Source organism: Sphingomonas sp. Leaf37 (assembly GCF_920939475.1).
GTDB lineage: Bacteria > Pseudomonadota > Alphaproteobacteria > Sphingomonadales > Sphingomonadaceae > Sphingomonas.
The window spans coordinates 766685-790762 of the sequence record NZ_CAKLAX010000003.1 but is presented as its reverse complement, the minus strand read 5'-3'; the positions used below and the strand labels follow the sequence as shown (position 1 = coordinate 790762).

Annotated in this window: 17 protein-coding genes and 1 pseudogene; 10 read left to right on the top strand and 8 right to left on the bottom strand. The window is 67.5% G+C overall.

The genetic code is table 11. The features are described 5' to 3' along the window. Positions 1 to 27 precede the first annotated feature (27 nt). The 4 genes from kduD to LRA87_RS13410 all read right to left on the bottom strand — a co-directional run bounded on the left by kduD (position 28) and on the right by LRA87_RS13410 (position 4481). Positions 28 to 780 carry a 2-dehydro-3-deoxy-D-gluconate 5-dehydrogenase KduD gene (gene kduD / locus LRA87_RS13425; protein ID WP_230632024.1) on the bottom strand — a complete coding sequence of 251 codons (753 nt, stop codon included), beginning with the start codon at positions 778 to 780 and terminating at the stop codon, positions 28 to 30. 212 nt (positions 781 to 992) lie between these two features. Continuing rightward, positions 993 to 1832, bottom strand: coding sequence for a 5-dehydro-4-deoxy-D-glucuronate isomerase (kduI, locus tag LRA87_RS13420; RefSeq protein ID WP_230632022.1), 840 nt, complete (start codon positions 1830 to 1832; stop codon positions 993 to 995). A 9-nt stretch (positions 1833 to 1841) separates the two neighbouring features. Then, positions 1842 to 3314, bottom strand: coding sequence for a glucuronate isomerase (uxaC, locus tag LRA87_RS13415; RefSeq protein WP_230632020.1), 1473 nt, complete (start codon positions 3312 to 3314; stop codon positions 1842 to 1844). Between the two features lie 132 nt (positions 3315 to 3446). Next, on the bottom strand, positions 3447 to 4481 hold the full coding sequence (locus LRA87_RS13410; RefSeq protein ID WP_230632017.1) for a LacI family DNA-binding transcriptional regulator: 1035 nt from the start codon (positions 4479 to 4481) through the stop codon (positions 3447 to 3449). 110 nt (positions 4482 to 4591) lie between these two features. Here LRA87_RS13410 and LRA87_RS13405 point away from each other — a divergent pair, with 110 nt between their 5' ends. From LRA87_RS13405 to LRA87_RS13375, 7 genes are all read left to right on the top strand, one after another. Next, positions 4592 to 6058 (top strand): UxaA family hydrolase, encoded by a 1467-nt coding sequence (locus LRA87_RS13405; RefSeq protein ID WP_230632015.1) that lies wholly within the window; start codon positions 4592 to 4594, stop codon positions 6056 to 6058. Next, a complete protein-coding gene (locus tag LRA87_RS13400; protein WP_230632013.1) occupies positions 6055 to 7491 on the top strand; it encodes a mannitol dehydrogenase family protein in 1437 nt (478 codons plus the stop codon). The genes LRA87_RS13405 and LRA87_RS13400 overlap by 4 nt, the downstream gene beginning before the upstream one ends. Positions 7492 to 7577: 86 nt before the next feature. Next, a complete protein-coding gene (locus LRA87_RS13395; protein WP_230632011.1) occupies positions 7578 to 8369 on the top strand; it encodes a 2-keto-4-pentenoate hydratase in 792 nt (263 codons plus the stop codon). Positions 8370 to 8391: 22 nt separating this feature from the next. Beyond that, complete coding sequence (locus LRA87_RS13390) at positions 8392 to 9729, top strand: MFS transporter (protein ID WP_443024879.1); 1338 nt, start codon at positions 8392 to 8394, stop codon at positions 9727 to 9729. Between the two features lie 131 nt (positions 9730 to 9860). Continuing rightward, a complete protein-coding gene (locus LRA87_RS13385; protein ID WP_230632009.1) occupies positions 9861 to 13628 on the top strand; it encodes a LamG domain-containing protein in 3768 nt (1255 codons plus the stop codon). 85 nt (positions 13629 to 13713) lie between these two features. Beyond that, positions 13714 to 15021 (top strand): DUF885 family protein, encoded by a 1308-nt coding sequence (locus LRA87_RS13380; RefSeq protein ID WP_230632007.1) that lies wholly within the window; start codon positions 13714 to 13716, stop codon positions 15019 to 15021. A gap of 96 nt (positions 15022 to 15117) precedes the next feature. Beyond that, positions 15118 to 16428: a glycoside hydrolase family 130 protein gene (locus LRA87_RS13375; RefSeq protein WP_230632005.1), complete on the top strand. Its 1311-nt coding sequence runs from the start codon at positions 15118 to 15120 to the stop codon at positions 16426 to 16428. 3 nt (positions 16429 to 16431) lie between these two features. Here LRA87_RS13375 and nudC read toward each other — a convergent pair whose 3' ends face one another. The 3 genes from nudC to LRA87_RS13360 are packed head-to-tail and all read right to left on the bottom strand — an operon-like array spanning position 16432 to position 19720. After that, a complete protein-coding gene (gene nudC / locus LRA87_RS13370; protein WP_230632003.1) occupies positions 16432 to 17313 on the bottom strand; it encodes an NAD(+) diphosphatase in 882 nt (293 codons plus the stop codon). Continuing rightward, positions 17310 to 18662 (bottom strand): serine hydrolase domain-containing protein, encoded by a 1353-nt coding sequence (locus LRA87_RS13365; protein WP_230632001.1) that lies wholly within the window; start codon positions 18660 to 18662, stop codon positions 17310 to 17312. Before LRA87_RS13365 ends, nudC begins: the two co-directional genes overlap by 4 nt. After that, positions 18659 to 19720, bottom strand: coding sequence for an A/G-specific adenine glycosylase (locus LRA87_RS13360; RefSeq protein WP_230631999.1), 1062 nt, complete (start codon positions 19718 to 19720; stop codon positions 18659 to 18661). Before LRA87_RS13360 ends, LRA87_RS13365 begins: the two co-directional genes overlap by 4 nt. Before the next feature lie 26 nt (positions 19721 to 19746). On the opposite strand from LRA87_RS13360, the gene LRA87_RS13355 reads away from it, so the two are divergent. From LRA87_RS13355 to LRA87_RS13345, 3 genes are read left to right on the top strand one after another with little or no spacing between them, the layout of a single operon-like run. After that, entirely contained in the window at positions 19747 to 20259 is a 513-nt protein-coding gene (locus LRA87_RS13355) for a DUF721 domain-containing protein (protein WP_230631997.1), read from the top strand. After that, on the top strand, positions 20256 to 20924 hold the full coding sequence (locus tag LRA87_RS13350; protein ID WP_230631995.1) for a DsbA family protein: 669 nt from the start codon (positions 20256 to 20258) through the stop codon (positions 20922 to 20924). The genes LRA87_RS13355 and LRA87_RS13350 overlap by 4 nt, the downstream gene beginning before the upstream one ends. Before the next feature lie 14 nt (positions 20925 to 20938). Beyond that, entirely contained in the window at positions 20939 to 21667 is a 729-nt protein-coding gene (locus LRA87_RS13345) for a thioredoxin domain-containing protein (RefSeq protein ID WP_230631993.1), read from the top strand. Positions 21668 to 22209: 542 nt separating this feature from the next. Here LRA87_RS13345 and LRA87_RS13340 read toward each other — a convergent pair. Continuing rightward, positions 22210 to 23984, bottom strand: a pseudogene (locus tag LRA87_RS13340) (thiamine pyrophosphate-requiring protein). Between the last annotated feature and the right edge of the window lie 94 nt (positions 23985 to 24078).

The following is a 24078-nucleotide window of genomic DNA, read 5'->3' as shown; positions in this document are numbered from 1 at the left end:
GGAAGGGTGAGGCCAGTTGCTATTCTATCAACGCGCCAGCCAACCACCGTCGACGGCAAGGATATGCCCCTGTACGTAATCCGCCGCACGGCTCGCCAGGAACACCGCCGCACCGCCGAGGTCGTCCGCATCGCCCCACTTGCCCGCCGGAATGCGGTCGAGGATCGACTTGTTGCGCGCCTCGTCCGCCTGCAACGCGGCGGTGTTGTTGGTGGCGATATAGCCCGGCGCGATCGCGTTGACGTTGATGCTCTTGCTCGCCCATTCGTTGGCGAGCAGCTTGGTCAGGCCGCCGATCCCGCTCTTCGACGCGGTATAGCTCGGCACGCGGATGCCGCCCTGAAACGTCAGCATCGACGCGATATTGATGATCTTGCCGCCACCGTTGGCGATCATGTGCCTGCCCGCAGCCTGGCACAGGAAGAACACCGATTTCAGGTTGGTGTCGACGACCGCGTCCCAATCCTCTTCGGTGAAGTCGACCGCATCGGCGCGGCGGATGATGCCGGCGTTGTTGACGAGGATGTCGAGCCCGCCGAGCTTGCTGACGGTCTCGTCGACGACGCGGCCGACCGGTTCGATCGACGACAGGTCGGCGGACACGATCTCCGCCTTCCGCCCGAGGTCGCGGATGCGCGCGACGGTGTCTTCGGCGGGCGTGCGGCCGACGCAGGCGACATCGGCGCCGGCGTTGGCGAGGGCGACGGCGATCGCCTGCCCGATGCCGGTGTTGGCACCGGTGACGACAGCGACTTTGCCTGAAAGGTCGAAGGGATTCATTCTAATCTTCTCCTCCCCTCCCTCTTGAGGGAGGATCACTCGGGTCGAAATGCCCCCCGGGCATTTCTGGATCATGCCGGGGGCATGATCCACCCGGTGATGGGGGTGGGTTCAGTCCGGCGGTACGGCGGCCCAAAGTGCCCGCGTCACAATAGCGCGAGCACGCCACCCACCCCCAACCCCTCCCTTGAAGGGAGGGGAGCTAAGCGGCGTTACGCCAGCTGGCAGATATCCAGCACGTTCATGTCGGTATAATCCTGGTTCTCGCCCGCCATCGCCCAGATGAAGGCATAGGCCTTGGTGCCCGAACCCATATGGATCGACCACGGCGGCGAGATCACCGATTCCTCGTTGGCGACGACGATGTGTCGCATCGCTTCGCCTTCGCCCATGAAGTGCATGACGCGATCGTTCGGGCCGTCCAGCTCGAAGTAAAAATAGATCTCACTACGACGCTCATGAATGTGCGGCGGCATGGTGTTCCACACCGAACCCGGCTTCAGCACGGTCAGGCCCATCACCAACTGTGCGCTGTCGCACACGCCCGGGATGACGAGCTGGAAGATCGTGCGCTCGTTGGATTCTTCCAGCGAACCGCGCTCCAGCGCATTGGCGTCTGCGATCGATAGCTTGCGCGTCTGGAACGCCTTGTGCGCCGGGCAGGACGCCAGATAGAAACGCGCGCCGTCGCCCGAGAACTGGACGTCCTTCGCGCCCATCGTGACGTACAGGCAGTCCTTGTTGCCGAGCGTGAAGCTCTCGCCGTCGACGGTCACGGTGCCTTCGACATTGCTGACGTTGACGATCGCCAGCTCGCGACGCTCAAGGAACGGGTGCCCCTTGGCCGACGCCGGCTCTTCCTGCGCGGGCAGCGCGACCGAGCCGGACTCGACATGGACGCCGCCGATCACGAAGCGATCGGCATGCGTGTAGTTGAGCACGCATTCACCGGCGCGGAACAGGCCCTGGATCAGATAGCGGTCGCGCAGTTCGTCGTTGGAGACGCACTCCATCATGTCGGGATGGGTGGCGTAATAGGTGCGGTCGAACATGAAGGCTCCTTAAGCGGCGACGCTGTCGTAAATAGTGGAACGGCTTCCCACGCCTGTATCAGCACCGTCGTCGATGCGATAGGCACGGCGGACGAGGCCGCTGGTCAATTCCTGCGCCAGTTCGGCCGCTTCCCAATCCTCCAGCCGGTGTTCGGCGACGAGGCGGGCGAGATAGCCGCAGTCGATCCGCCGCGCGACGTCGTGCCGCGCGGGGATCGACAGGAAGGCACGCGTGTCGTCGTTGAAGCCGACCGTGTTGTAGAAGCCGGCGGTTTCCGTCGTCATCTCGCGGAAGCGGCGCATGCCCTCCGGCGAATCGTGGAACCACCAGCTCGGTCCCAGCTTCAGGCACGGATAATGCCCGGCGAGCGGCGCGAGTTCGCGGGCGTAGACGCTCTCGTCCAGCGTGAAGAGGATGATCGACAGGTCAGTCGAGGTGCCGAACCGGTCGAGCAGCGGCTTCAGGCCATGGACGTAATCGGTACGGCCGGGGATGTCCGCACCCTTGTCGCGGCCATGGCTGGCGAACAGGCCGGCATTGTGGTTGCGCACGCTGCCGGGGTGGATCTGCATCACCATCCCGTCCTCGACGCTCATGCCGGCCATTTCCGTCAGCATCTGCGCGCGGAACAGCTCGGCGTCGGCAGGCGTCCAGGCGCTGCCGTTGATGCGCGCGAACAGCGCCTCGCATTCGGGCGTCGACAGGTTCGCGGTCGCCGCAGTCGGGTGGCCGTGGTCGGTTGCGGTGGCGCCGGCGGCGCGGAAATCAGCACGGCGCTTGCGATGCGCGGCCAGATACCCCTGCCAGCTATAGACGTCCTCCCCGGTCAGCTCGGCGAAGCGACGCATCGCGCCGGCGAATTGCTCATGCTCGACGTCGATCACGCCATCGGGGCGATAAGTTGTGACGACACGGCCGTTCCAGCCGCTCTCCCGAATACGCTGATGCGCGTCGAGGCTGTCGTGTGCGCCCTCGGTCGTCGCGAGGAAATCGATGCGGAAGCGATCGAACAGCGCGCGCGGGCGGAACGCCTCGGTCGCCAGCTTCTCGCCGATCGCATCGAAATACAGGTCGGCCGTTGCGGGTTCGAAAGCGACATCAAGGCCGAATACCTCGCTGAACACATGATCGAGCCACATCCGGGACGGCGTGCCGCGGAACAGATGGTAATGATCCGCCAGTACGCGCCACGCTGCACGGGTATCAGTCGCCGGCACGCCATCGCGACGCGGGATCGCCAGCGCATCCAGGTTGACACCCTGACTATAGAGCATCCGGTAGAGATAATGATCGGGCGCCAGGAGCAACGTCGTCGCGTCGGTCCAGTTCGCATTTTCCGCGAACCACGTCGGATCGGTATGGCCGTGCGGGCTAACGATCGGCAGGTCGGCGACCTCGGCGTACAGCGTCCGTGCGATGTCGCGCGTCGCCGGATCGGCAGGGAACAGCCGGTCGGGGTGCAGTTCGAGACGCCGGGTCACAGCCGTTTTCCTCTCCGTCGGTCTTCGCGATCACCGATCTGGTAACCGGTGTCAGATTGTCGTGCAACCATTGCCGTCACTTTCGTCGGTTCGGATATTCACGCGACGACTGCGGCATGGTCATATTCCATATCAACCGGCCGCGGGCGGCGACGCCACCGAGCCCCGGCGGATCAGCGTCGAGAGGAACAGCGAAGGCTCCTCGACCTCCGCCTCGCCTTCCTGTTCGCCGGCGATCAACTTAAGCGCGGCGGAGCGCGCCATAGAGGCGATCGGCCAGCGTACCGTCGTCAGCGGCGGCCAGACATGCGCGGCAATCGGCGTGTCGTCGAAGCCGATGATCGACAGGTCGCGCGGAATCTCCAGCCCGCGTTGGCGGGCGGCGTGGATGACGCCCGCCGCCATCTCGTCGTTGCTGGAAAATATGGCGGTCGGGCGCGGGATGACGTCTAGCAGGCGCTCCGCCGCGATCAGCCCCGAATCGAACGTGTAATTGCCGTCGGCTATCATGCTGCGCGGCAAGGCGATCCCGGCTGCGACAAGCGCATCCTCGAACCCCGCACGGCGCTCGCGCGCCGAACGGAAGCCGTGCGGGCCGCCGACGAAGCCGATCCTTTTGTGGCCCTGTGCGATCAGATAATCGGTCGCCGCGCGTACGGCCTCGCGATCGTTGGAGGCGACCATCCGCGTCGGCACGTCGAGCACCGCCGATCCCATGCGGACATAGCGGCAGCCGATATCGTCGCACAGCTTCGCGACACTGTCATTCTCGCTGATCGGCGGCATCAGCAGCACGCCGAACAGTCGCTGCCGTTCGAGGAAATGGCGCAGATCCTCTAGCATCGTCGCCGATCCCCGATCCAGCGGGCGCACCACCATTTCGAACTCGGTATCGTGCAGCGCCTCCAGCATCCCCTGCTGGACGTTCATCACCGTCTGCGCGTTGGGATTGTCGTGGACCAGACCGATCAGGAAGTTGCGGCGCAGGGCGAGCGCGCGGGCCTGCGGGTTGGGGATATAGCCCAGATCGGCGATTACGGTCTCGACGCGCTTGCGGGTATCGTCGTTGAGCAGCGGCGACCGGTTGATGACGCGACTGACCGTCTTCTTGGAAACCCCCGCGATCCGGGCCACGTCGTTGATGGTGGGCTGACCGGATTTGCGCATGTCGGCCACGATAGCCGCGCGATCGCAACCCCGCCAGCCCGCCCCGCCTTGCACCCGAACACTATCTGCGCGATAAAAAGACACCGGTGTCCCGGCGAGAGAGAGGATCCATGACCAAGGCGCTGACCATCGCCCCGGGCGACAGCGTGGCGACGCTGCTGGAGGACGCACACGCCGGCGATATCGTCGCGGACGTGCGGCTGACCGCCGACATACCCCGCGGCCACAAGGTCGCGCTGTCGCCGATTGCCGCCAATGCGCCGGTGCTCAAATACGGCTTTCCGATCGGCCGCGCCCGCCGCGCGATCGCGCCGGGCGAGCATGTCCACAGCGACAATCTGGCGACCGGCCTGTCCGGCACCGGCAGCTACACCTACGATCCCAAGGCGTCGCCGACGCCCGAGGCACGGACCGGCGCGACCTTCCAGGGCTACGTCCGTGCCGACGGCCGGGTCGGAACCCGCAACGAGATCTGGATCTTGCCCACCGTCGGCTGCGTCGCCCGCACCGCCGAACGGATCGCGAAACAGGCGGGTGCGCAGGTCGATGGCCAGGTTGATGGTGTCCACGCCTTCACCCATCCCCACGGCTGTTCGCAGCTGGGGCAGGACCTCGCCGGCGTTCGCGCGATCCTCGCCAGCCTCGCCTGCCATCCCAATGCCGGCGGCGTGCTGCTCGTCGGGCTGGGCTGCGAGGAAAATCAGGTCAAGGAGTTGCTCGCCGCGATCCCGCCCGAACGGCATGGCGCCATCCGTTATCTCACCGCGCAGTTCAGCGCCGACGAGGTCGAGGAAGGCTGCGCATTGGTCGCCGAACTGGCGCAGCAGGCGGCGATGCCGCGGCAGACGGTCGGCCTCGATCGGCTGGTGCTGGGCGTCAAATGCGGCGGATCGGACGGACTGTCGGGCCTCACCGCCAATCCGTTGGTCGGCCAGATCAGCGACCGCGTGACGGAAGCGGGCGGGCGCGTCGTCTTCACCGAAATCCCGGAAATATTCGGCGCCGAACAGATGCTGATGGACCGCGCCGCCAGCACCGACGTGTTCGACCGGATGGTTGGCGTCATCAACGGGTTCCGACAATATTTCATCGACCACGGTGAACCCATCAGCGAGAATCCCTCCCCCGGTAACGTCGTCGGCGGCATCACCACGCTGGAGGAGAAATCGCTCGGCGCAGTCCAAAAGGCGGGGCGCGCGACCATCACCGACGTCATCGACTACGGTGAGCGGGTCCGGGCCGATGGACTGACCCTGCTGGAGGCGCCGGGCAACGACGCGGTGTCGTCGACCGCACTGGCGGCGGCGGGCGCGACCGCGATCCTGTTCACCACCGGCCGCGGCACGCCGCTCGGCTTTCCGGTGCCGACGGTCAAGATCGCCTCCAATTCCGATCTCGCGACACGCAAGCCTGGCTGGATCGACTTCGACGCGGGCGCCGTGCTCGACCGCGGCTTCGCGGCGGCGGAGGCGATGCTGCTGGAGCGTATCTGCGCGATCGCATCGGGGGCGCCGACCGCGGCCGAGAACAACGACGAACGCGAGATCGCGATCTGGAAACGGGGTGTGACGCTGTGAACCGATTGACCGCCGCGACGCTCGACCAACTTGCCCCTGCCATGCAAAGTCCGCGCGGGCGGCCCGAGCCGAGCGTCGGCATCGTCCATTTCGGCCCCGGCGCGTTCCACCGCGCGCACCAGGCCGCTTATGTCGACACCGTGCTCCAGCATGATCCACGTTGGGGAATCGCCGCCGTGTCGATGCGCTCGCGCGGCACGGTCGAGGCGCTGGAGCAGCAGGACGGCCTCTACACGCTGGCAATCCGCGATGCCGAATCGGACATGCGCGTGATCGGCGCCCATCGCCGCTTCCTGGCGCCGGATGCCGCCGCCGAGACGCGCGCCTTGCTTGCCGACCCCGCGGTCGGGCTGGTCACCACCACCGTCACCGAAAAGGGCTATTGCCTGAGCGGCGACGGCACGGTCGACATGGAGCATCCCGATATCCTCCACGATCTGGCGGGCACCGCAGTCCCGGCGAGCGTCGTCGGCTGGATCGTTGCAGGTCTTGCCTCGCGTCGGTCGGCGGGCGTGCGGCCCTTCATCCCGCTGCCGTGCGACAATCTCGCAAGCAACGGCGCCAAGCTGCACGCCGCGCTGGTCGCCTTCGCCCGTGCGACCGATCCGGACCTCGCCGACTGGATCGCCGGGGAAGTGCGGGTGCCCTCGACCATGGTCGATTCGATCACCCCCGCCTCCGACGCCGACCTCTACGCCAAGGTCGCCGAGGGCATCGGCCTGGAGGATCGCGCCGCCGTGCAGCGCGAACGCTTCACGCAATGGGTGATCCAGGATGTCGGCGTACCGCTCGGCCCCGATCTGGCGAGCGCGGGCGCGACCGTCACCAGCGACGTCGCCGCGTATGAAAAGGCGAAGCTGCGCATCCTCAACGGCGCGCATTCGACGCTCGCCTATCTCGGCCTGCTGCGCGGCCATATCAGCGTCGCGGACGCGATGGCCGATGCCGATCTGGCGCGCTTCGTCGATACGATGATCCGCACTGACATCATCCCGATGCTACCCGCGGTCCCCGGTTTCGACCTCGACGAGTATCGCGAGGCCGTGCTCGCCCGCTTCCGCAACCCGGCGATCGTCCACCGACTCGATCAGATCGCGATTGATGGGTCGCAGAAGCTGCCGTATCGCCTCGGCGACACGCTCGCCGCCAATCGTGCCGCCGGGCGGATGCCCGCACATGTCGTCGCGGCGCTGGGAGGCTGGGTCGCCTTCCTGATCGTGCGCAGCCGCGCCGGGATGACGATCGCCGACCCCGCCGGCGATCGGCTTGCGGCCGCGGCACAGGACGGCGATCCGGTTGCGCTCGTCCGCCGCCTTACCGAAGCGGGACTGGGCTTGCCGCCGCAGGTCGCGGGCGATGCACCTTTGCTCGCCGCTATCAAGGCGGCCGCAAGCGCGGCACACGAAAAGCGTTGGGATATGTTGCTGCGCTGAACCGGCGCTTGTCATTGACACCGGTTTCCCATACCCATCGACCAACGATCAGAACATTATGAGAGGGGGGCGGACAGCCCGATCCGATGCCACAGACCGATACCGCATCCGTTCACGACATTGCCCGCGCCTTCGTCGAAGCACGCCGCGACGGCCACGCCCTGCCTGATTATCCGGGTGCGATCCCCGCCGACCTCACCACGGCGTATCGCGTACAGGATGCCGCGCTCGATCTGGCGGAGGGCGAGGTCGTCGGCTGGAAGGTCGGGCGCATCAACCCCGCGATCGACGGCATCGACCGGCTGAGCGGCCCGATCTTCGCCGATACCGTGTTCGACGCGACCGACGGCGATCTTGCGATGCCGATCTTCGCCGACGGTTTCGGCGCGGCGGAGGCGGAATTCCTGATCCGCATCGGCACCGCCCCCGATCCCGCCAAGACCCACTATACGATGGATGAAGCGCGCGACCTGATCGACGCGGTCCACGTCGGGATCGAGATCGCGAGTTCACCCTTCCCCGGCATCAACACGCATGGCCCCACCGTCACCATCTCCGATTTCGGCAACAACAACGGACTGGTGATCGGCGCGGCCATCCCCGGCTGGCGCGACATCGATCTCAACCAATGGCCGGTCACGCTCGACATCAACGGGGAACGGATCGGCGCGGCGACCGCGGCGGCGATGCTGGACGGGCCGATCGGCGCCGCCCGCTTCCTGTTCGAACATATGGCGGCGCGTGGCATCCAGCTCCAGCCCGGCCAATGGATATCGAGCGGCGCGGTGACCGGAGTCCATGAAGTCGCGGTCGGCGACCGGGTGGATGCCGGCTTCGACGGCCGCTACACCGTCAGTTGCACGATCACAGCCCGCTAAGAGGCTTCGCTACCGGAGAGAGATGATGGCGACGACAAAGGCTACGGGCACCGGGGGCACGGGTTTCGGGGGGGCGCAGAGCGAGGCACAGATCGCCGCCGCCGCCTCCACCATCGGCCGCTACCGCTGGGTGATCTGCGCATTGCTGTTCGCGGCGACCGCGATCAACTATGTCGACCGGCAGATGATCGGGGTACTGAAGCCGACGATCTCGAAGGATCTCGGCTGGTCGGAAACGACCTATGCCGACGTGATCTTCTGGTTCCAGGCCGCCTATGCGCTAGGGTATCTCAGCTTCGGCAAGATCGTCGACGTGGTCGGCGCGCGGATCGGCTATTCGATCGCATTCGTGATCTGGACCGCGGGCCACATCCTGTGCGGTTTCGTCAACACCGCCTTCCAGTTCAGCCTCGCCCGGGCGCTGCTCGGCATCGGTGAAAGCGGCAACTTCCCGGCCGGCATCAAGGCGGTGACCGAGTGGTTCCCCGCCAAGGAGCGTGCGCTGGCGACCGGCGTGTTCAACGCCGGCGCGAACATCGGCGCTGTGGTGACTCCGCTGGTGGTGCCGTGGATCGTGATCGACATGGGGCTCGGCTGGCGGATGGCGTTCGTCATCACCGGCCTGTTCAGCTTCATCTGGCTGTTCGCCTGGATCGCCATCTATCGCCGCCCGCGCGAACAGCCGCGGCTTTCGGCGGACGAACTCGCCTATATCGAGAGCGACCCCGCCGATCCGGTCAAGCCGATCGCGTGGAGCAAGCTGATCCGCTATCGCGAGACCTGGGCGTTCGCGCTCGGCAAGTTCCTGATCGATCCGATCTGGTGGCTGTTCCTGTTCTGGACGCCCGATTTCCTCGGCAAGACCTACAACCTCGACCTCAAGAGCTTCGGGCCGCCGCTGATCGTGATCTACCTGATCTCCGATCTCGGTTCGGTGGCGGGCGGCTGGTCGTCGTCGCGGCTGATGAAGCGCGGCTTCACCGCCAATGCGGCGCGCAAGCTGACCATGCTGGTCTGCGCGATCCTGGTGATGCCGATCTTCTTCGCGCAATATGCCAGCAGCGTCTGGCTGGCGGTGGCGATCGTCGGGCTGGCGACCGCGGCGCACCAGGCGTTCTCGGCCAACCTCTACACGCTGCCGTCGGACATGTTCCCGCGCGCGGCGGTGGGGTCGGTGATCGGCATAGGCGGCACCGTCGGCGCGATCGGCGGCATGCTGATGGCGAAGTTCACCGGGTACATCCTGGAGACGACGGGCAGCTACACGCCGATCTTCGCGGTCGCCGGATCGACCTACCTGATCGCGGTGATCGTGATCCACCTGCTCAGCCCGCGGCTGGCGCGGGTGGACGCCGCCTGACCTGACATAACAAGAACGCTGGCCTCACCCTTCGCCGGCTACGCCGTCTCTCCCTCTCCCGTCGGGAGAGGGAAGGGGCCCGCGGCGAAGCCGTGGGAAGGGTGAAGGCAGCCTGCCTTTGGAGAGGCTGCATGAAACTCACCTCCACGCTCGCGCTCGCCGCCGCCCTGCTCGCCACCCCGGCGGTGGCGCAGGACGGCCTGCTGTTCCGCGTCTCCGCCGACAAGGACCTGACCGCGGACAAGGCCGGCGGCGATCCCGTCCCCAATTTCCGCAGCGCGGTCACCGTCACCCCGGACGGCGCGATCGGCGGGGCGGCGCGCTGGGCGGACGAGGGCTATGTCGCGTGGAAGGCGCCGGGCAACATGGTCGCGCAGCGCGGCACGCTCGCCTTCTTCTGGCGCGCCCGCGATCCCGTCACCGAAGCGCCGTTTGTCATCTTCCGTGCGGGGTTCGCCGATCACACCAGCTGGGACATGGCGTTCCTGCGCATCGACTGGAACGGCCACGGCTTCGACGCCTTCGTCACCGATGCCAATCTGTCGCGGCTGCGCGTGTCGTGGCGCATCCCGACCCCGCCCACACCCGAGCAATGGGAGCATATCGCCTTCGCCTGGGACGAGACGGCGGGCGTCCGGCTGTTCGTCGACGGCAAGGAAGTCGCGCGACTCGACCAGAAATCCGACCTCGATTCCGGGCTCGATCAGTTCGGCATGGCGGGACGCGTCATCTCGCCGCATCAGGTGCAGAGCCGCTACAGCTTCATGCGCGGCAGCGACCTCGACGAGATCCGCGTCTACGACCGCATGCTGGGCGCGACGGACGTCGCCGCGCTCGCCGCCAAGCGGGAGCCTGCCGCAAGCCCGCCCGTAGACACCGCCGCACAGCGCACCGCCTGGCTGCACCGCTACGGCTGGGACAAAGGCGCGCCACCGGTCCTGGCCGATCCCGTCACCAGCGTCCGCCGCATCGAGTTCGCCGATGCCAAGGACCTGAAGGAATGGATGTACAAGGGCGTCGACGGCATCGCCGAAACGACGTGGCCCGGCGTCTACAACCGGTCGAAGCTGCCCGGCCGCGACGATTATTTCGAGCTGCCCGACTGGAACACCTATGTCGAGGGCGGCAAGCGCTACGACCTGACGGTGCCGGAGGGGCAGAGCTTCAACCGCGTCGAGCTGCGGGGCGCGGCCTACGGCACGCTGAGCTGGAACGGCACCCGCCTCGCCACCCGCGCCAAGGGCGTCGTGCGCAGCGTCGATGCGGTGACGCCGCATACCGGCGGCGTGCTGAGCTTCACCAACGTCATGCAGGAACAGCCGATCCAGGAGATCTGGGCTTATGACGTCGGCGCTGCGCCCGAGCCTGCCGGCAGCTTCAAGCTGAGTTACACGATCGATGCCGCCGCTTCACCGAAGATGGCGGTGCTCGACGGGCTCAACACCTTTATCGCCGGCCGCTACCCGGCCGACGAGCGCGCGACCGTGCTGGCGATGCCGTCGTCGGGCATGAAGGTCGCGGTCGGGGCCGGTGCGGCGGGAGCAGGCGGCGCGGCCGTACAGCGCGCGCCCGGCAAGCCGATCGTCCACGTCCTGATCCCGGCGAGCTTCGGCGATGCCTATGCCGACAAGCCGCTGGCGCGCGCTTGGGATTACGGCTGGCAGAACATCCACGACGGGCTGGACGGGATCGCGATCGACCTGCCCGCATTGGAGGGTGCGACAGGCGCGGCCATCCCGCTCAACATCCGCATCGCCGATCCGATCTGGCCCGGCCGCGCGATGATCGACCTGTCGGTATCGGTCCGCCCCGGCGAGGCGCGGACGCTGTGGCTGGACCTGCGCGACCGCATCCTCTCCAACGACAGCCTGTACCTGACGATCGCCTCGGGCGCGGAAAGCTTCGACGCGCAGAGCCTGAACGGGGCGAAGATTCGCCTCGTCTTCAAGCCACGCAATCAGGCGAAGGCGGAGCATGTCGCGGACCGTTTCAATCAGGTCCGCGACAATTGGGGTTTTCTGGTCGAGGAACACACCGCCTCGAAGCGCGCGGGGCTGTACCAGCGGGTCTTCGCCGATATTTCCGACCTGCTGCGCGTCGATCCCGATCACGTGCAGGGCCGCGCTTATTGGGCGGACATCAACTACCGACCGGAGAATATGCCCCCGGTCGCGCTGCCACCGGTGCCTGCGGGGGTGCCGGAATGGGCGGCACGACAGCTCGACGACCTGAAGATCACGCGCGATTTCGTGACGTGGTGGATCGATCATCGGCAGGTGCCCTATGGCGATTTCGGCGGCGGTATCTCCGACGACACCGATTTGACGCAGCAATGGCCCGGCCTCGCGCTGATGGGAGTCGAGCCGGACAAGGTGAACGCCTCGCTGCGCGCGGTATCCGACGCGGTGTTCAGGAACGGCATGCGGGTGAACGGCCTCGGCTATATCACCACCGACGAACTGCATGCCTATGAGGAGGGGCTGAACTCCGACGCGCAGCGACTCTACCTCAACTGGGGCGAACCCAGGGCGGTCGAGCGGATCATGGAGACGACCCGCGCGCTGCAGGGTGTGATCCTGAAGAACCCCGCCGGCCATATGCACTTCGCCAGCAACTGGTACGGCGGCCGCAAGATGTACCGCGAGGGCGCGTTCGCGTGGCAGAAGCCGTACAGCTTCACGGTGCTGCACGGCCCCATCCTGCTGGGCCTCTACAACGGCAGCCCGGCCGCGCGGGGGCTGGTGACCGGCGTGATCGACGGCTGGATGGCCCATGGCAAGCAAGCCGCCGACGAGACCTGGAGTTATCCCAACGAAATCAACTGGGACACGGACGCGACGCGCGTCGGCGACGGTGGCGGCGTATCGACGCCGTTACAGGGCGCGTGGGCCGCGTGGCGCTTCACCGGCGACGACACGTATCTGCGCCCGATCATGGCGCGGGTGGGCAAGTCGGGCAGTGGCCTGGCCGAATTCAACGAGAACGCATTCGACCTGATGCCGGGGGGCACGGCATTGCGCGCGAAGATCGCGAAGGTGGCGGGCAACGATCCGTTCGCGCGATATACCGCGTGGACCGCCACCGGCGACACCGCGACGCTGGCCACGCTGCATGCGGACGCATGGACCGACAAGGCGCAGCACCAATATATGTATACCGAGGGCCATTGGTGGTCCGATCGGGTCGACCAGCCGAACGAGATCCTGCAACGCGAGCGACTTGGCGGGATCGCGCTGCGCCGTAACCAGACCTGGCCGGGCAATACCGTCAGCTGGCGCTTCGCGACGTCGGGCGCGGCGGAGCAGGTCGCGATCCTGGTTCCCGGCGCGACACGGGATGCGTTCCGGGTCATCGCCTACAACACCAGCGACGTGCCCCAGCGTGCGACGATGACGACGTGGAACGTCACCGCAGGGTCGTGGCAGGTGCGGACGAGCACCAGCACGGACGAAGGCAAGACGCCGGTTGCGGGGGGTGTGCAATCGACGGTGCCGCTGGAACGCAGCGTCGGAATGGACGTGACCTTCGCCCCCCGCACGACGACGGTGATCGAGGCAAAGCTGATGCAGCCGACGACGCCGGTCGAAACGCGGCCGGATATCGGCATCGGATCGGACGATGTGACGGTGAGGGGACGGCGCGTGACGCTGACCGTACATGGTCTGGGGTCGACGCCATCGGGTACGGGTATCGCGACGCTGGTGGCGGCGGATGGCCGCGTCGTCGCGACCGCACCGATCCCGGCTATGGAGGCGCCGAACGACCTGAAGCCACGGACGGTGACGGTCCAGCTGATGGCCCCGGGCGCCACCACCGGGCTAACCGCCCGCGTGGCACTGGCGGGCGACGCGCCGGAGGTGACGCGGCTGAACAACACCGTACCTGTGGTGGGGCGGTGATGCCCGGTATCGGGACGGCGACCGTCCGCCGATTGCGCCCTCGTGTTCCCGTGAACGCACGAAACCGGGGCCGGGGCCGGGCAGCATGACGCAGCGTAACGCCTGCGACCCCGGACTGCCGCCGGTGCAAAAGCACGGGCATATGCCTGCTGCGACTGGACCGCACCGGCGGTCCGTGATCGTCGGGATGGGTGCGACGATGCTGTCCGCCTGCGTCCGCGATCGCGGTGGCGACCATAGCCCCGACGACACCCTGCGTCTTGCTCTGGACGAGGCGGCGGGATCGCCGCCGGCGCAGGCGCTTTCGCGGCTCGCCGGATTCGAGGCACGGACATTGCCGGCGTCGCAGCGGCTCGACCTCGTCACGGCCCGTGCCGGGCTGGCGATCGACGAGCGTCTGGCTGCCATCCCCGCGACGCGTGGCGCCAAGGGCGGCTACCGTCCGCTCGCGGACGCCGGGCCGATCGCGGCGGACCATTATGCGCTGCTGCTGGCCCGGCCGCTGGGGCCGGTCACGCCGCAGGCGGCACAGGCGCGGCTGACACGCGAGCTGGACGGCCTGCATGCCCGTGCCGCAGCGGCGTTCTCCACGATCGGCATCACCGGCGGCAGTATCGGGGATCGCTACAGCCGGCTGTGGCGCGACGAACGCTTCCTGTACCCCGACGCCGCTGCGGCCGTCGCCGATATGACGAGGATGCTGGAAGCCGCCCGTGCCCGCGTTCCGGCGACGATCGGACCGGTTCCCGCCTGGTGCACCGACGTCGGTGTCCGCACGCTGTCCGCGGAGGAAATCGCGGCAGGCAGGAACGGCTATCGCGCAGTACCGACGCCGACGCAGCCGGGTGCCTATATCGTCGACCTGAAGCAGCTTGGCCGCCGGCCGAGCTGGACGCTGCCCAGCGTCGTCGCGCACGAATTGCTGCCCGGGCATATGATCCAGCTCGGGCTGGAGGGCATCGCACCGCCGCATCCGCTGCGGATCACCTATGCCGGCAGCTTCGTCGAAGGGTGGGGCATTCATGCCGAGGCGGTTGCGGCGGAGGACGGCGCCTTCGCCGATCCGCGCACGATGCTCGGCCATCTCCATTGGCTGATCTTTCGGGTCGCCCGCGCGCTTGCGGATCTGGGTATCCATCTCGACCGCTGGAGCCTCGACGCGGCGCGGGCGCGGCTGATCGAATGGCAGGGCGAACCGGGCTATTTCGCGCCCTACGACACCGAGCTGCCACGGATCGTGCAGGAACCGGCGCAGCGCGTCGGCGAGGCGATGGCGTGGCTGGCGATCGCCGATGCCGCGCGCGGCCGGCGCGGAGCCGCCAGGATCGCCTTACGTCGGCGATTGCTCGACCACGGGCGGATGCGGAGCGACGCGGTCGGCAATATTTCCTAACGCAAATCAGGGATCGGGGCGGACCCGCCGATACGTTCATGCGTCTGACGATCGATGCATCGGGCCGGTCGGCCCGTCCGCCCCGGAGACTGTACCTTGGCCGCTTCCTTCGTTCGCCACCTCGATCCGACCCTGTTGCCCGATCCCAAGCGAACGGTGATCCGGCCGTTCCTGCCCGGCGATCCCGACCCCTTTCGCGTCGAGGGCAAACCGCGCGGCGACCGGATCGTCGAGCGGACGCTGGCGATGTCGGACGACGAGGTCCAGCAACTGGTCGATATCATCATCGAAGGGCTCGGCGTCCGTCACCGCGAGGTGCCCGCGCTGCTGATGCGGCGCTTCGACGAGGTGGCGCCCCAGCTGAAGCTCGACACCACCGTGTCCGACAAGCGCAAGATGCTGATCGGCGGCTATTTCAGCGCGGAATATTCGTTCGAGGCGGCGGCGCTGTTCAACCCCAGCATCGTGCCGCATCCGGATCAGGACGAGTGCCCGGATGGTGCGATCCGGTTCGTCCTGTCATTGCGGGGTATCGGCGAAGGGCATCTGTCGTCGGTGACGTTCCGCACCGGTATCTGGGGTCCGGGGGACGACACGCTGGTGCTCGATCCACCAAGCCAGCAGGGCGTGCCGCCATTGCTGGAGGAGCCCGACCCCGACCTCGTCCGCCAGATCGGGGCGAAGGCGCTGATCCAGCTGAACTGTCGCGAATCGCGCGAGCCGTCCGAAACCGTGCTGTTCCCGGTGATCGAATCGCAGAACCGGGGAATCGAGGATCTGCGGCTGGTGCAATTCCGCGAGGACGACGGCAACCAGACCTATATCGGCAGCTACACCGCGGTCAGCGACAAGGGGGCGCGGCAGGAGGTGCTGCAGACCGACGATTTCCGGCTGTTCCACATGCACCCGGTCGACGGGCCGGTGGCGCCCGGCAAGGGCATGGCGCTGTTCCCGCGGCGGATCGGCGGCAAGTTCGCCGCGCTGTTCCGGCACGACAACGAGAACCTGTGGTACGGGACCAGCGACACGCCGCTGGAATGGCAGGATCCGGTGCGGATCATGACGCCCGAATATCCGTGGGAGTTCGTGCAGATCGGCAATTGCGGATCGCCGATCGAGATCGACGAGGGCTGGCTGGTCATCACGCATGGCGTCGGCATCGTCCGCAGCTATTGCATCGGCGCGGCGCTGCTCGATCGGGACGATCCGACCAGGGTGCTGAAGCGACTGGCCGAACCGTTGATCGCGCCGGACGGCGAGACGTGGGACGGTTACGTGCCCAACGTCGTCTACACCTGCGGCGCGCTGGTGCGGGGACGGACGCTGCTGCTGCCCTATGCGCTGGCGGACGACATGACGACCTTCGCGACGGTGCCGCTGGACGATCTGATCGCCGCGATGCGGTGATCCTCAGCCGTCCCGCCGCGCCCATTCCGTCAGCAGGGTGTGGGCGATCGCGTAGGATGGCGGGGCGACGAACGGGCCCGGTTCGCCCGCCAGTACCGCACGAACGAGGTCGCGCGGCACCCACATCGCATCCTCGAGCTCGGTGGTGTCGAGTGTGATCGCGTCGTCCTCCGCTTCGCCGATGCAGGCGATCATCAGCGACGACGGGAACGGCCATGGCTGGCTGGAGACATAGCGGACGCCGGTGACGCGGACGCCGGCTTCCTCGTGGATCTCGCGCGCCACCGCTTCCTCGATCGATTCGCCGGGTTCCAGGAAGCCGGCGAGCGCGGAATAGCGCCCCTCCGGCCAGCCCTTGCCGCGGCCGAGCAGCGCGCGGCCATCGTGTTCGGCGATCATGATGACGACGGGATCGACGCGCGGGAAATGCTCTGTGTAGCAGGCGTCGCATTGCCGCCCCCAGCCGGCGCGGAACAGGTGGGTGGTCGACCCGCAACGGGCGCAGAACCGGTGGCGGGCATGCCAGTCGAGCAGGCTGCGCGCCGCCGCATAGGTTGCCGCCTCCCCCGCCTCCAGCGCGCCGAGCACCGCCATCAGCGCGGGCGAGCGCATCGCCGGTGTCGTCCCCTCCCCACTCGCGGGCAGCAGCGCCGCGACATGCGCACGGTCCTGCGCATCGAGGCCGAGCAGCACGATCTCCGCATCGTCGGGCAGGTCGGCGAGGCTGGTCCACGCCAGCCGTCCGTCCTCGATCTGCGGCATCAGCCCGTCGAGTTTGAGCAGTCGGGCGCGCCAGTCGAGCTTCGCCGACAGCGCGGCGGGATCGTGGCGCAGCGCGTCGGCCCGGTCGAGCAGGCCGCCGGTGAAGCCAGGGACGAGGGTCATCGCCGCAACCGCGACAGGTCGGTGGCGAGCGCGCGGACCGCCTCCTGCCGCACCGGCCAGCGATCGGCGGGGAAATAGTTGACCATGATCGTGCCGCGGACCCGCTTGACGGGATCGACGAAGGCGACGGTTCCGGCCGCGCCGCCCCAGCCATAGGTCCCCTTCGACGGCATGCCGCCCGGTCCATCCGCGAGATAGACCGAACCGCCGGCACCGAAGCCCATCGGTATCGCGTTGGCGGAGGCGCCGCCGGTCGCGCCGCCGACGCCGCCGAACGTGACACCGGCGGGCAGCAGGTTCGACATGGCGAGCCGCACCGTCTCGGGCTTCATGATCCGCACGCCGTCCAGGCTACCGCCATCGGCGAGCATGTGGAGGAAGCGGTCGTAATCGCGCGCGGACATCACCAGCCCGGCGCCGCCATAGGGGAAGCTGGGCGGTCGCAGGTAGACCGAGGTGGCGGCGGGATCGAGCGGGGCGAGCAGTTCGCCCGTCCACGCATAGTTGGTCGCGAGCCGGCCCGCTTCGGACTGCGGCACGGTCCAGTAGCTCGACGTCATCCCAAGCGGCGCGAAGATGCGGGTGTTTACGAAGGTATCGAACGGCTGGCCCGAGGCGACCTCGATCACGCGGCCCATCACGTCGAGGCCGACCGAGTAGTTCCACGCGGTGCCGGGCTGCGCGATCAGCGGGGCCTTGGCGACCTGATCGGCGAAGGCGGCGAGCGTCGCCGGACGGGCGCGGCGCATGCCCGGCTCGATCGCGGCATTGACCGCGGCGGGCAGGATGCCGAGCCGCTCATACTCCTTGAGCAGCGCACCCTTGGCGATGATGTTGTAGGTAAGGCCGGAGGTGTGGGTCAGCAGCATGCGGATCGTGATCGGCGTCTTCGCCGGCACGCTGGCGAGGCTGGTTTCGGGCGCGGTGGCGACCTTCATCGACCGGAACGCCGGGATGTATTTCGACACCGGATCGTCGAGGCCGATCCTGCCCTGTTCGATCAGGATCATCGCCGCCATCGCCGTGACCGGCTTGGTCATCGAATAGACGCGCCACAGGCTGTCCTGCGTCGCCAGCGGCGCGGCAGGATCGGTGGCGAGCCGGCCCGAGGATACGAACAGCGTCGGACGATCACCGATGCCGAACGCGGCGACGATGCCGGGCATTTTGCCATCGCGAACATAGCCGTCGAACAGTGCCTGGGTGGTCGGCAGGAAGGACTTCCGCAGACCCTGCGAGACGATCTCCGCAGAACGAGGCGCATCCTGTCGCACTGCCTGCCCATTGACCGCCGCGGCAGCGACCAGCGCCACCAGTGCGAGTCCGCCGATCCCGTACACCCGCTTCATCCGTCCCTCCTCAGCACCGCCGACGCGGCTTTTGCGAACAGCGTCGGCAATCCGGCGCGGTCGAGATCCACGATCGGCCACCACATGGCATCATCACCGAATTGATGCGCTTCCGTCAGCGCCACGGCAAGCGACAGTTCGATGTCGAAATGGGTAAATCCGTGCGAAACCGTCACATTTCGCAATTCCCAGCCGGCCGCAGCGGGCGCGTCGGCGAGGCCGGGCGAGGCATCGGTCCATGGGCCGGTCGGCAGCGCACGCATGCCGCCGAGCAAGCCCTTGTCGGGGCGGCGGACCAATAGCACGTCATCGCCCCGCTGTAGCCAGAAGATGGTGCCGTACCGCTGCGGCTTCGGCTTCTTCGCGGCCTTCACCGGCAGGCGTTCGGGTGCGCCCCGACGCACCGCAACACAATCATGCTGCAACGGACAGAGCAGGCAGGATGGTTTCTTCGGCGTGCAGATCGCAGAGCCGAGGTCCATCATCGCCTGGGCGAAATCGCCGGCACGGGTATCGGGGGTCACCCGATCCGCAGCCGCGCGGATCGGCACCCGCGCACCCGGCAGCGGCGTATCGATCGCGAACAATCGCGCGACGACGCGTTCGACGTTGGCGTCGACCACGACCGCGCGCTGCCCGAAGGCGATCGCCGCGACCGCGGCCGCAGTATAGGCACCGAGGCCGGGCAGCGTGCGCAGCGTCGCCTCATCGTGCGGGAACGCACCGCCGTGGTCCGCCACCACGACTTTCGCCGCCGCGACCAGATTACGCGCGCGCGCGTAATAGCCGAGGCCCGCCCAGGCCGCCATCACCTCCGCCTCGTCCGCCGCCGCCAGCGACGCGAAGTCGGGCCAGCGCGCCACCCATGCCGCGAACCGCGGACGCACCGCCGCGACGGTCGTCTGTTGCAGCATCACCTCCGACAGCCATATTCGATAGGGGTCCGCCGCCTCGCCCGGCAGCGCCCGCCACGGCAGCGCGCGGCGATGGGTATCGTACCAGCCGAGCAGCGCGGGGGCGATGCGCGTCGGATCGATCGATGATCGTGTAGCGTCCACGCGCCGGCTATGGCATGGGTCCGCCAATGAGCAAGCGCGCCGGCGCCCCCACATCCGAAGCCCCTCGCCAGAATCGCGCCCGCGCGGTCAGCGAATTGCTGCCCGCGATCCATGGCGCCGCATTCAAGCGATTCGGCTTCGTACAGAGTGCGCTGGTCACCCGCTGGCCGGAGATCGTCGGTGCGCGCTGGGCGGCCGCATCCAACCCCGAATCGCTGCGCTTTCCGCCGGGAAAGCGTGCGGACGGCGTCCTGACCATCGTCGTGCGCGGGGCGCATGCGCCGATGATGCAGCATATCGCGCCCGAGATCATCGAGCGGGTCAATCGCTTCTTCGGCTATGTCGCGGTCGCGCGGCTGACGATTCGGCAGGGCGAGGTGGCGAAGCCGATGCCGCGCAGCGCACCGCCGTCGTTGAAGCCCGCCCCGGCCGAAGTCGGAGAGGGACTGAAGGTGATCGCCGATCCCGAATTGCGCGCCGTACTCGAATCGCTCGCCGCCGGCGTCCACGCCACCCGCGGTCTTCCCAAGGTTGGATGATGATGCGCCTGCTTGCTCCCTTCCCCATCGCGTTCGCCCTGATCGCCGCCGCGCCCGCCACCGACTGGAGTCAGGTCGCGCGGCCAACGGCCAAGGGCGCCTATGTCTTCGGCAACCCCGCGGCACCGGTGAAGCTGGTCGAATATGGCAGCTACACCTGTTCGCATTGTGCCGATTTCGCCAACGAGAGCGCGCCGGTGCTGAAGGGGCAGATGATCAAGGCCGGCAAGGTCAGCCTGGAATATCGCCACCTGATCCGCGATCCCGCCGATCTGGGCGCGGCGATCCTCGCGCGCTGCGCGGGGCCGCGCGGCTTCGGCGCGGCGCATGCGATGGTGTTCGCGACCCAGGCGACATGGTTGCCCAAGGTCGCGGCGTATCAGCAGGTCAACCCATCGATCGACCAGCAACCGCTGGTGAAGCAGGCGCGCCTCTATGCCGATGCCGGCGGATTGACCGCGGCGATGCGCACGCGCGGGCTGACGCCGCGCCAGATCAACGCCTGTTTCGCCGACAAAGCGGGCATCGACCGGATCACGGCGATGACCAGCGACGCACCGGTAGAGGTGCGCAGCACGCCGACCTTTTATCTCGATGGCGAACTCCAGCAGCCGATGGGCTGGAGCCAGTTCGAACCCGTCCTGCGCGCCAAGAGCGCCAAGTAATGGAGCGTAATCGCATGAAGTTGCTCGCGTCCCTGCTGATCCTGCCGCTGGCGATCGCCGGCTGTTCCAGCGAAACCGGCACGCCGTCCGCCCCCGCCAGCCCGGTCGCCGCCGTTACCGCGCCCGCCGGCCAGAACTGGACCGACACCGTATCGCGAACCGCCGAGGGCACGATCGTCGGCAATCCCGACGCGCCGATCAAGCTGGTCGAATATGGCTCGCGCCTGTGCCCGACCTGTGGCGCACTGGCACGCGAGAGCTTCGGGCCGCTGATGAACATTTATGTCAAATCGGGCAAGGTGAGCTTCGAGTACCGCGAATTCCTGGTCCATGGCGCGCCCGACCTGCCGCCGGCCCTGCTCGGCAATTGCACCGATCCCGCGGCGTTCTTCCCGATCCTCGACCAGATGTATCAGGCGCAGGACGGCTTCAACACCAAGCTGCAGGCGACGCCGCAGCCGGTGCAGGCGCAGTTGCAGACCGCCAAGCCGGTCGAGGCGATTCGCATCATGGCCGAACAGATGGGGTTGATCGACTTTGCCAAGCAGCGCGGTATTCCGGAGGCGAAGGCGCGCCAATGCCTCGGCGACATGGCGCAGATCGATCGCTGGACCAAGCAGACGCAGGACAAGAGCGCCGACGGCACCGTCGCGGGCACGCCGACGCTGTTGATCAACGGCAAGAAGGCGGAAGCGGTGAGCTGGGGTCAGCTGGAGCCGTTGCTGAAGGCGGCGGGGGCGTAAGGCGTTCGTTCAAGCCACGAGTGTCGTAGCCCACCTCCCCCTCCGTCACCGCTAACGCGGGGGGACCGTTCGGCGATAGCCGAATGGTGGAGGGGGTGTTTCCACAAGCGACCGGGTTCGGAGCTTACCTCCCCCTCCGTCACGCCTTCGCCGCGCCACCTCCCCCTTGCGGGGGAGGGTTTGGTCCTTCCTGTTCCTCCCTCGCTTTAGCGGGGGAGGGTTTGGTCCTTCCTGTTCCTCCCTCGCTTTAGCGGGGGAGGGGGACCGTTCGGCGATAGCCGAATGGTGGAGGGGGCGTTTCCGCGAGCGACCGGGTTCGTAGTTTACCTCCCCCTCCGTCATGGCTTCGCCGCGCCACCTCCCCCTTGCGGGGGAGGATTTGGTCCTTCCTGTTCCTCCCTTGCTTGAGCTGGGGAGGGGGACCGTTCGGCGATAGCCGAATGGTGGAGGGGGTATTTCCGCGAGCGACCGGGTTCGTAGCTTAACTTCCCCCTCCGTCACGGCTTCGCCGCGCCACCTCCCCCTTGCGGGGGAGGATCTTGTTAGCCGGTCACTTCCTTGAACAGCTGGCGCGCGGTGTCGGCCAGCACGCGGCCGGCGCCACGGTCGCCCTTCGCCATCAAGGTCATGAACGCCTTCGCCTGCGCCATCGTCAGGTGCGGTGGCAGCGGGGCGACTTCGGGGTCGGTCTTCACCTCGAGGATCACCGGACGGTCCGATGTGAGCGCGGCATCCCACGCCGCGCCCAGATCCTCCGGACGGTCGACAAAGATGCCCTTCAGCCCGATCAGCTCGGCGAACTTCGCATAGGGGACATCGGGAAGGTCCTGCGTCGTCGGAAAACGCGGATTGCCCTCCATGACGCGCTGTTCCCACGTCACCTCGTTCAGATCCTCGTTATTGAACACGCAGACGATGAATCGTGGATCCGACCAGCGCTGCCAGTATTTCTGTACCGTGATCATCTCTGCAAGGTTGTTCATCTGCATCGCGCCGTCGCCGACCAGCGCCACCACGGACGATCGGGATAGGCGAACTTCGCGGCGATCGCATAGGGCACCGCCGCCCCCATCGAGGCGAGGCCGCCCGACAGCGAGCAGCGCTGACCCTGCTTCACCTTGAAATCGCGCGCGAACCAGTTGCAGCACGAGCCGCTGTCCGACGTGACGATCGCGTTCGACGGCAGGCGCGGCGACATCTCCCACACCACGCGCTGCGGGTTGACGGGTTTCGCCTCCGCCAGCGCGCGTGCTTCCAGCGTCCGCCACCATTCGGCGACACCAGCCTCGATATCCTCGCGCCAGCTGCGGTCGGTCTTGCGTTCGATCAACGGTATCAGCGCTTCCAGCGTCTCCTGCGCGCCGCCATGCAGATTGACCTCGGTCGGATAGCGCAGGCCGAGCATCCCGGCGTCGACGTCGATCTGCACCGCGCGGACCTTGCCGTCGGCGGGCAGGAACTCCGCCCAGGGGAAACCGGTGCCGATCATCAGCAACGTATCCGCGCCCTGCATCAGGTCCCACGACGGCCTGGTCCCGAGCAGCCCGATCGCACCGGTGACGAAGGGCAGTTCGTCGGACAGGACATCCTTGCCGAGCAGGGCCTTGGCGATGCCCGCACCGAGCAGGTCGGCGATCCGCACGACCTCGTCGGCACCCGCGCGTGCGCCCGCGCCGATCAGGATCGCGACCTTTTCCCCCGCATTGAGCACCTCGGCCGCGCGCGCCAGATCGGCCGGTTGCGGCACGATGCGCGGGCGGGTGTAGCCGACGCCCGATCGGGTGTAGCCGTGCTGGACCTTCGGCTCTTCATAGGGTTCGTCCTGCACGTCCTTGGGCAGCACGATCACGCCGACGCCGTTGCCCGCCATTGCGATGCGGATCGAGCGATCGGTGACGTGGCGGACCTGTGCCGGTGCCGTCGCCTCCTGCACGTAATCGGCGACATCGGCGAAGATGCGGTCGAGGTTGAGTTCCTGCTGATAGCTCGCGCCGCGCACCGTTGTCTCCGCCTGCCCCGCGATCGCGAAAACGGGCACGTGGTCGAGCTTGGCGTCGTACAGCCCGGTCAGCAAATGCGTTGCGCCGGGACCTCCGGTGGACAAACAAACGCCGATCTCGCCGGTGAACTTGGCGTGCGCGGTCGCCATGAAGGCGGCCATCTCCTCGTGCCGGACCTGGATGAACTCGATGCCCTCCCCAGCCCTTTCGGCGCGCTGCAAGGCGCCGAGCACGCCGTTGATGCCGTCGCCGGAATAGCCGTAGATGCGGGTCACGCCCCATGCTTTCAGCCGGTCCACGAAGAAGTCGCTGGTCATCGCCGCCATGTCGTCCTCGTCCTGTTCGGGTGCAGGAGCGTAAACGGCGCTGCGCAGCAATGTTGCGTGCTGCGGTTCGGCTCGCGGTTGCTGC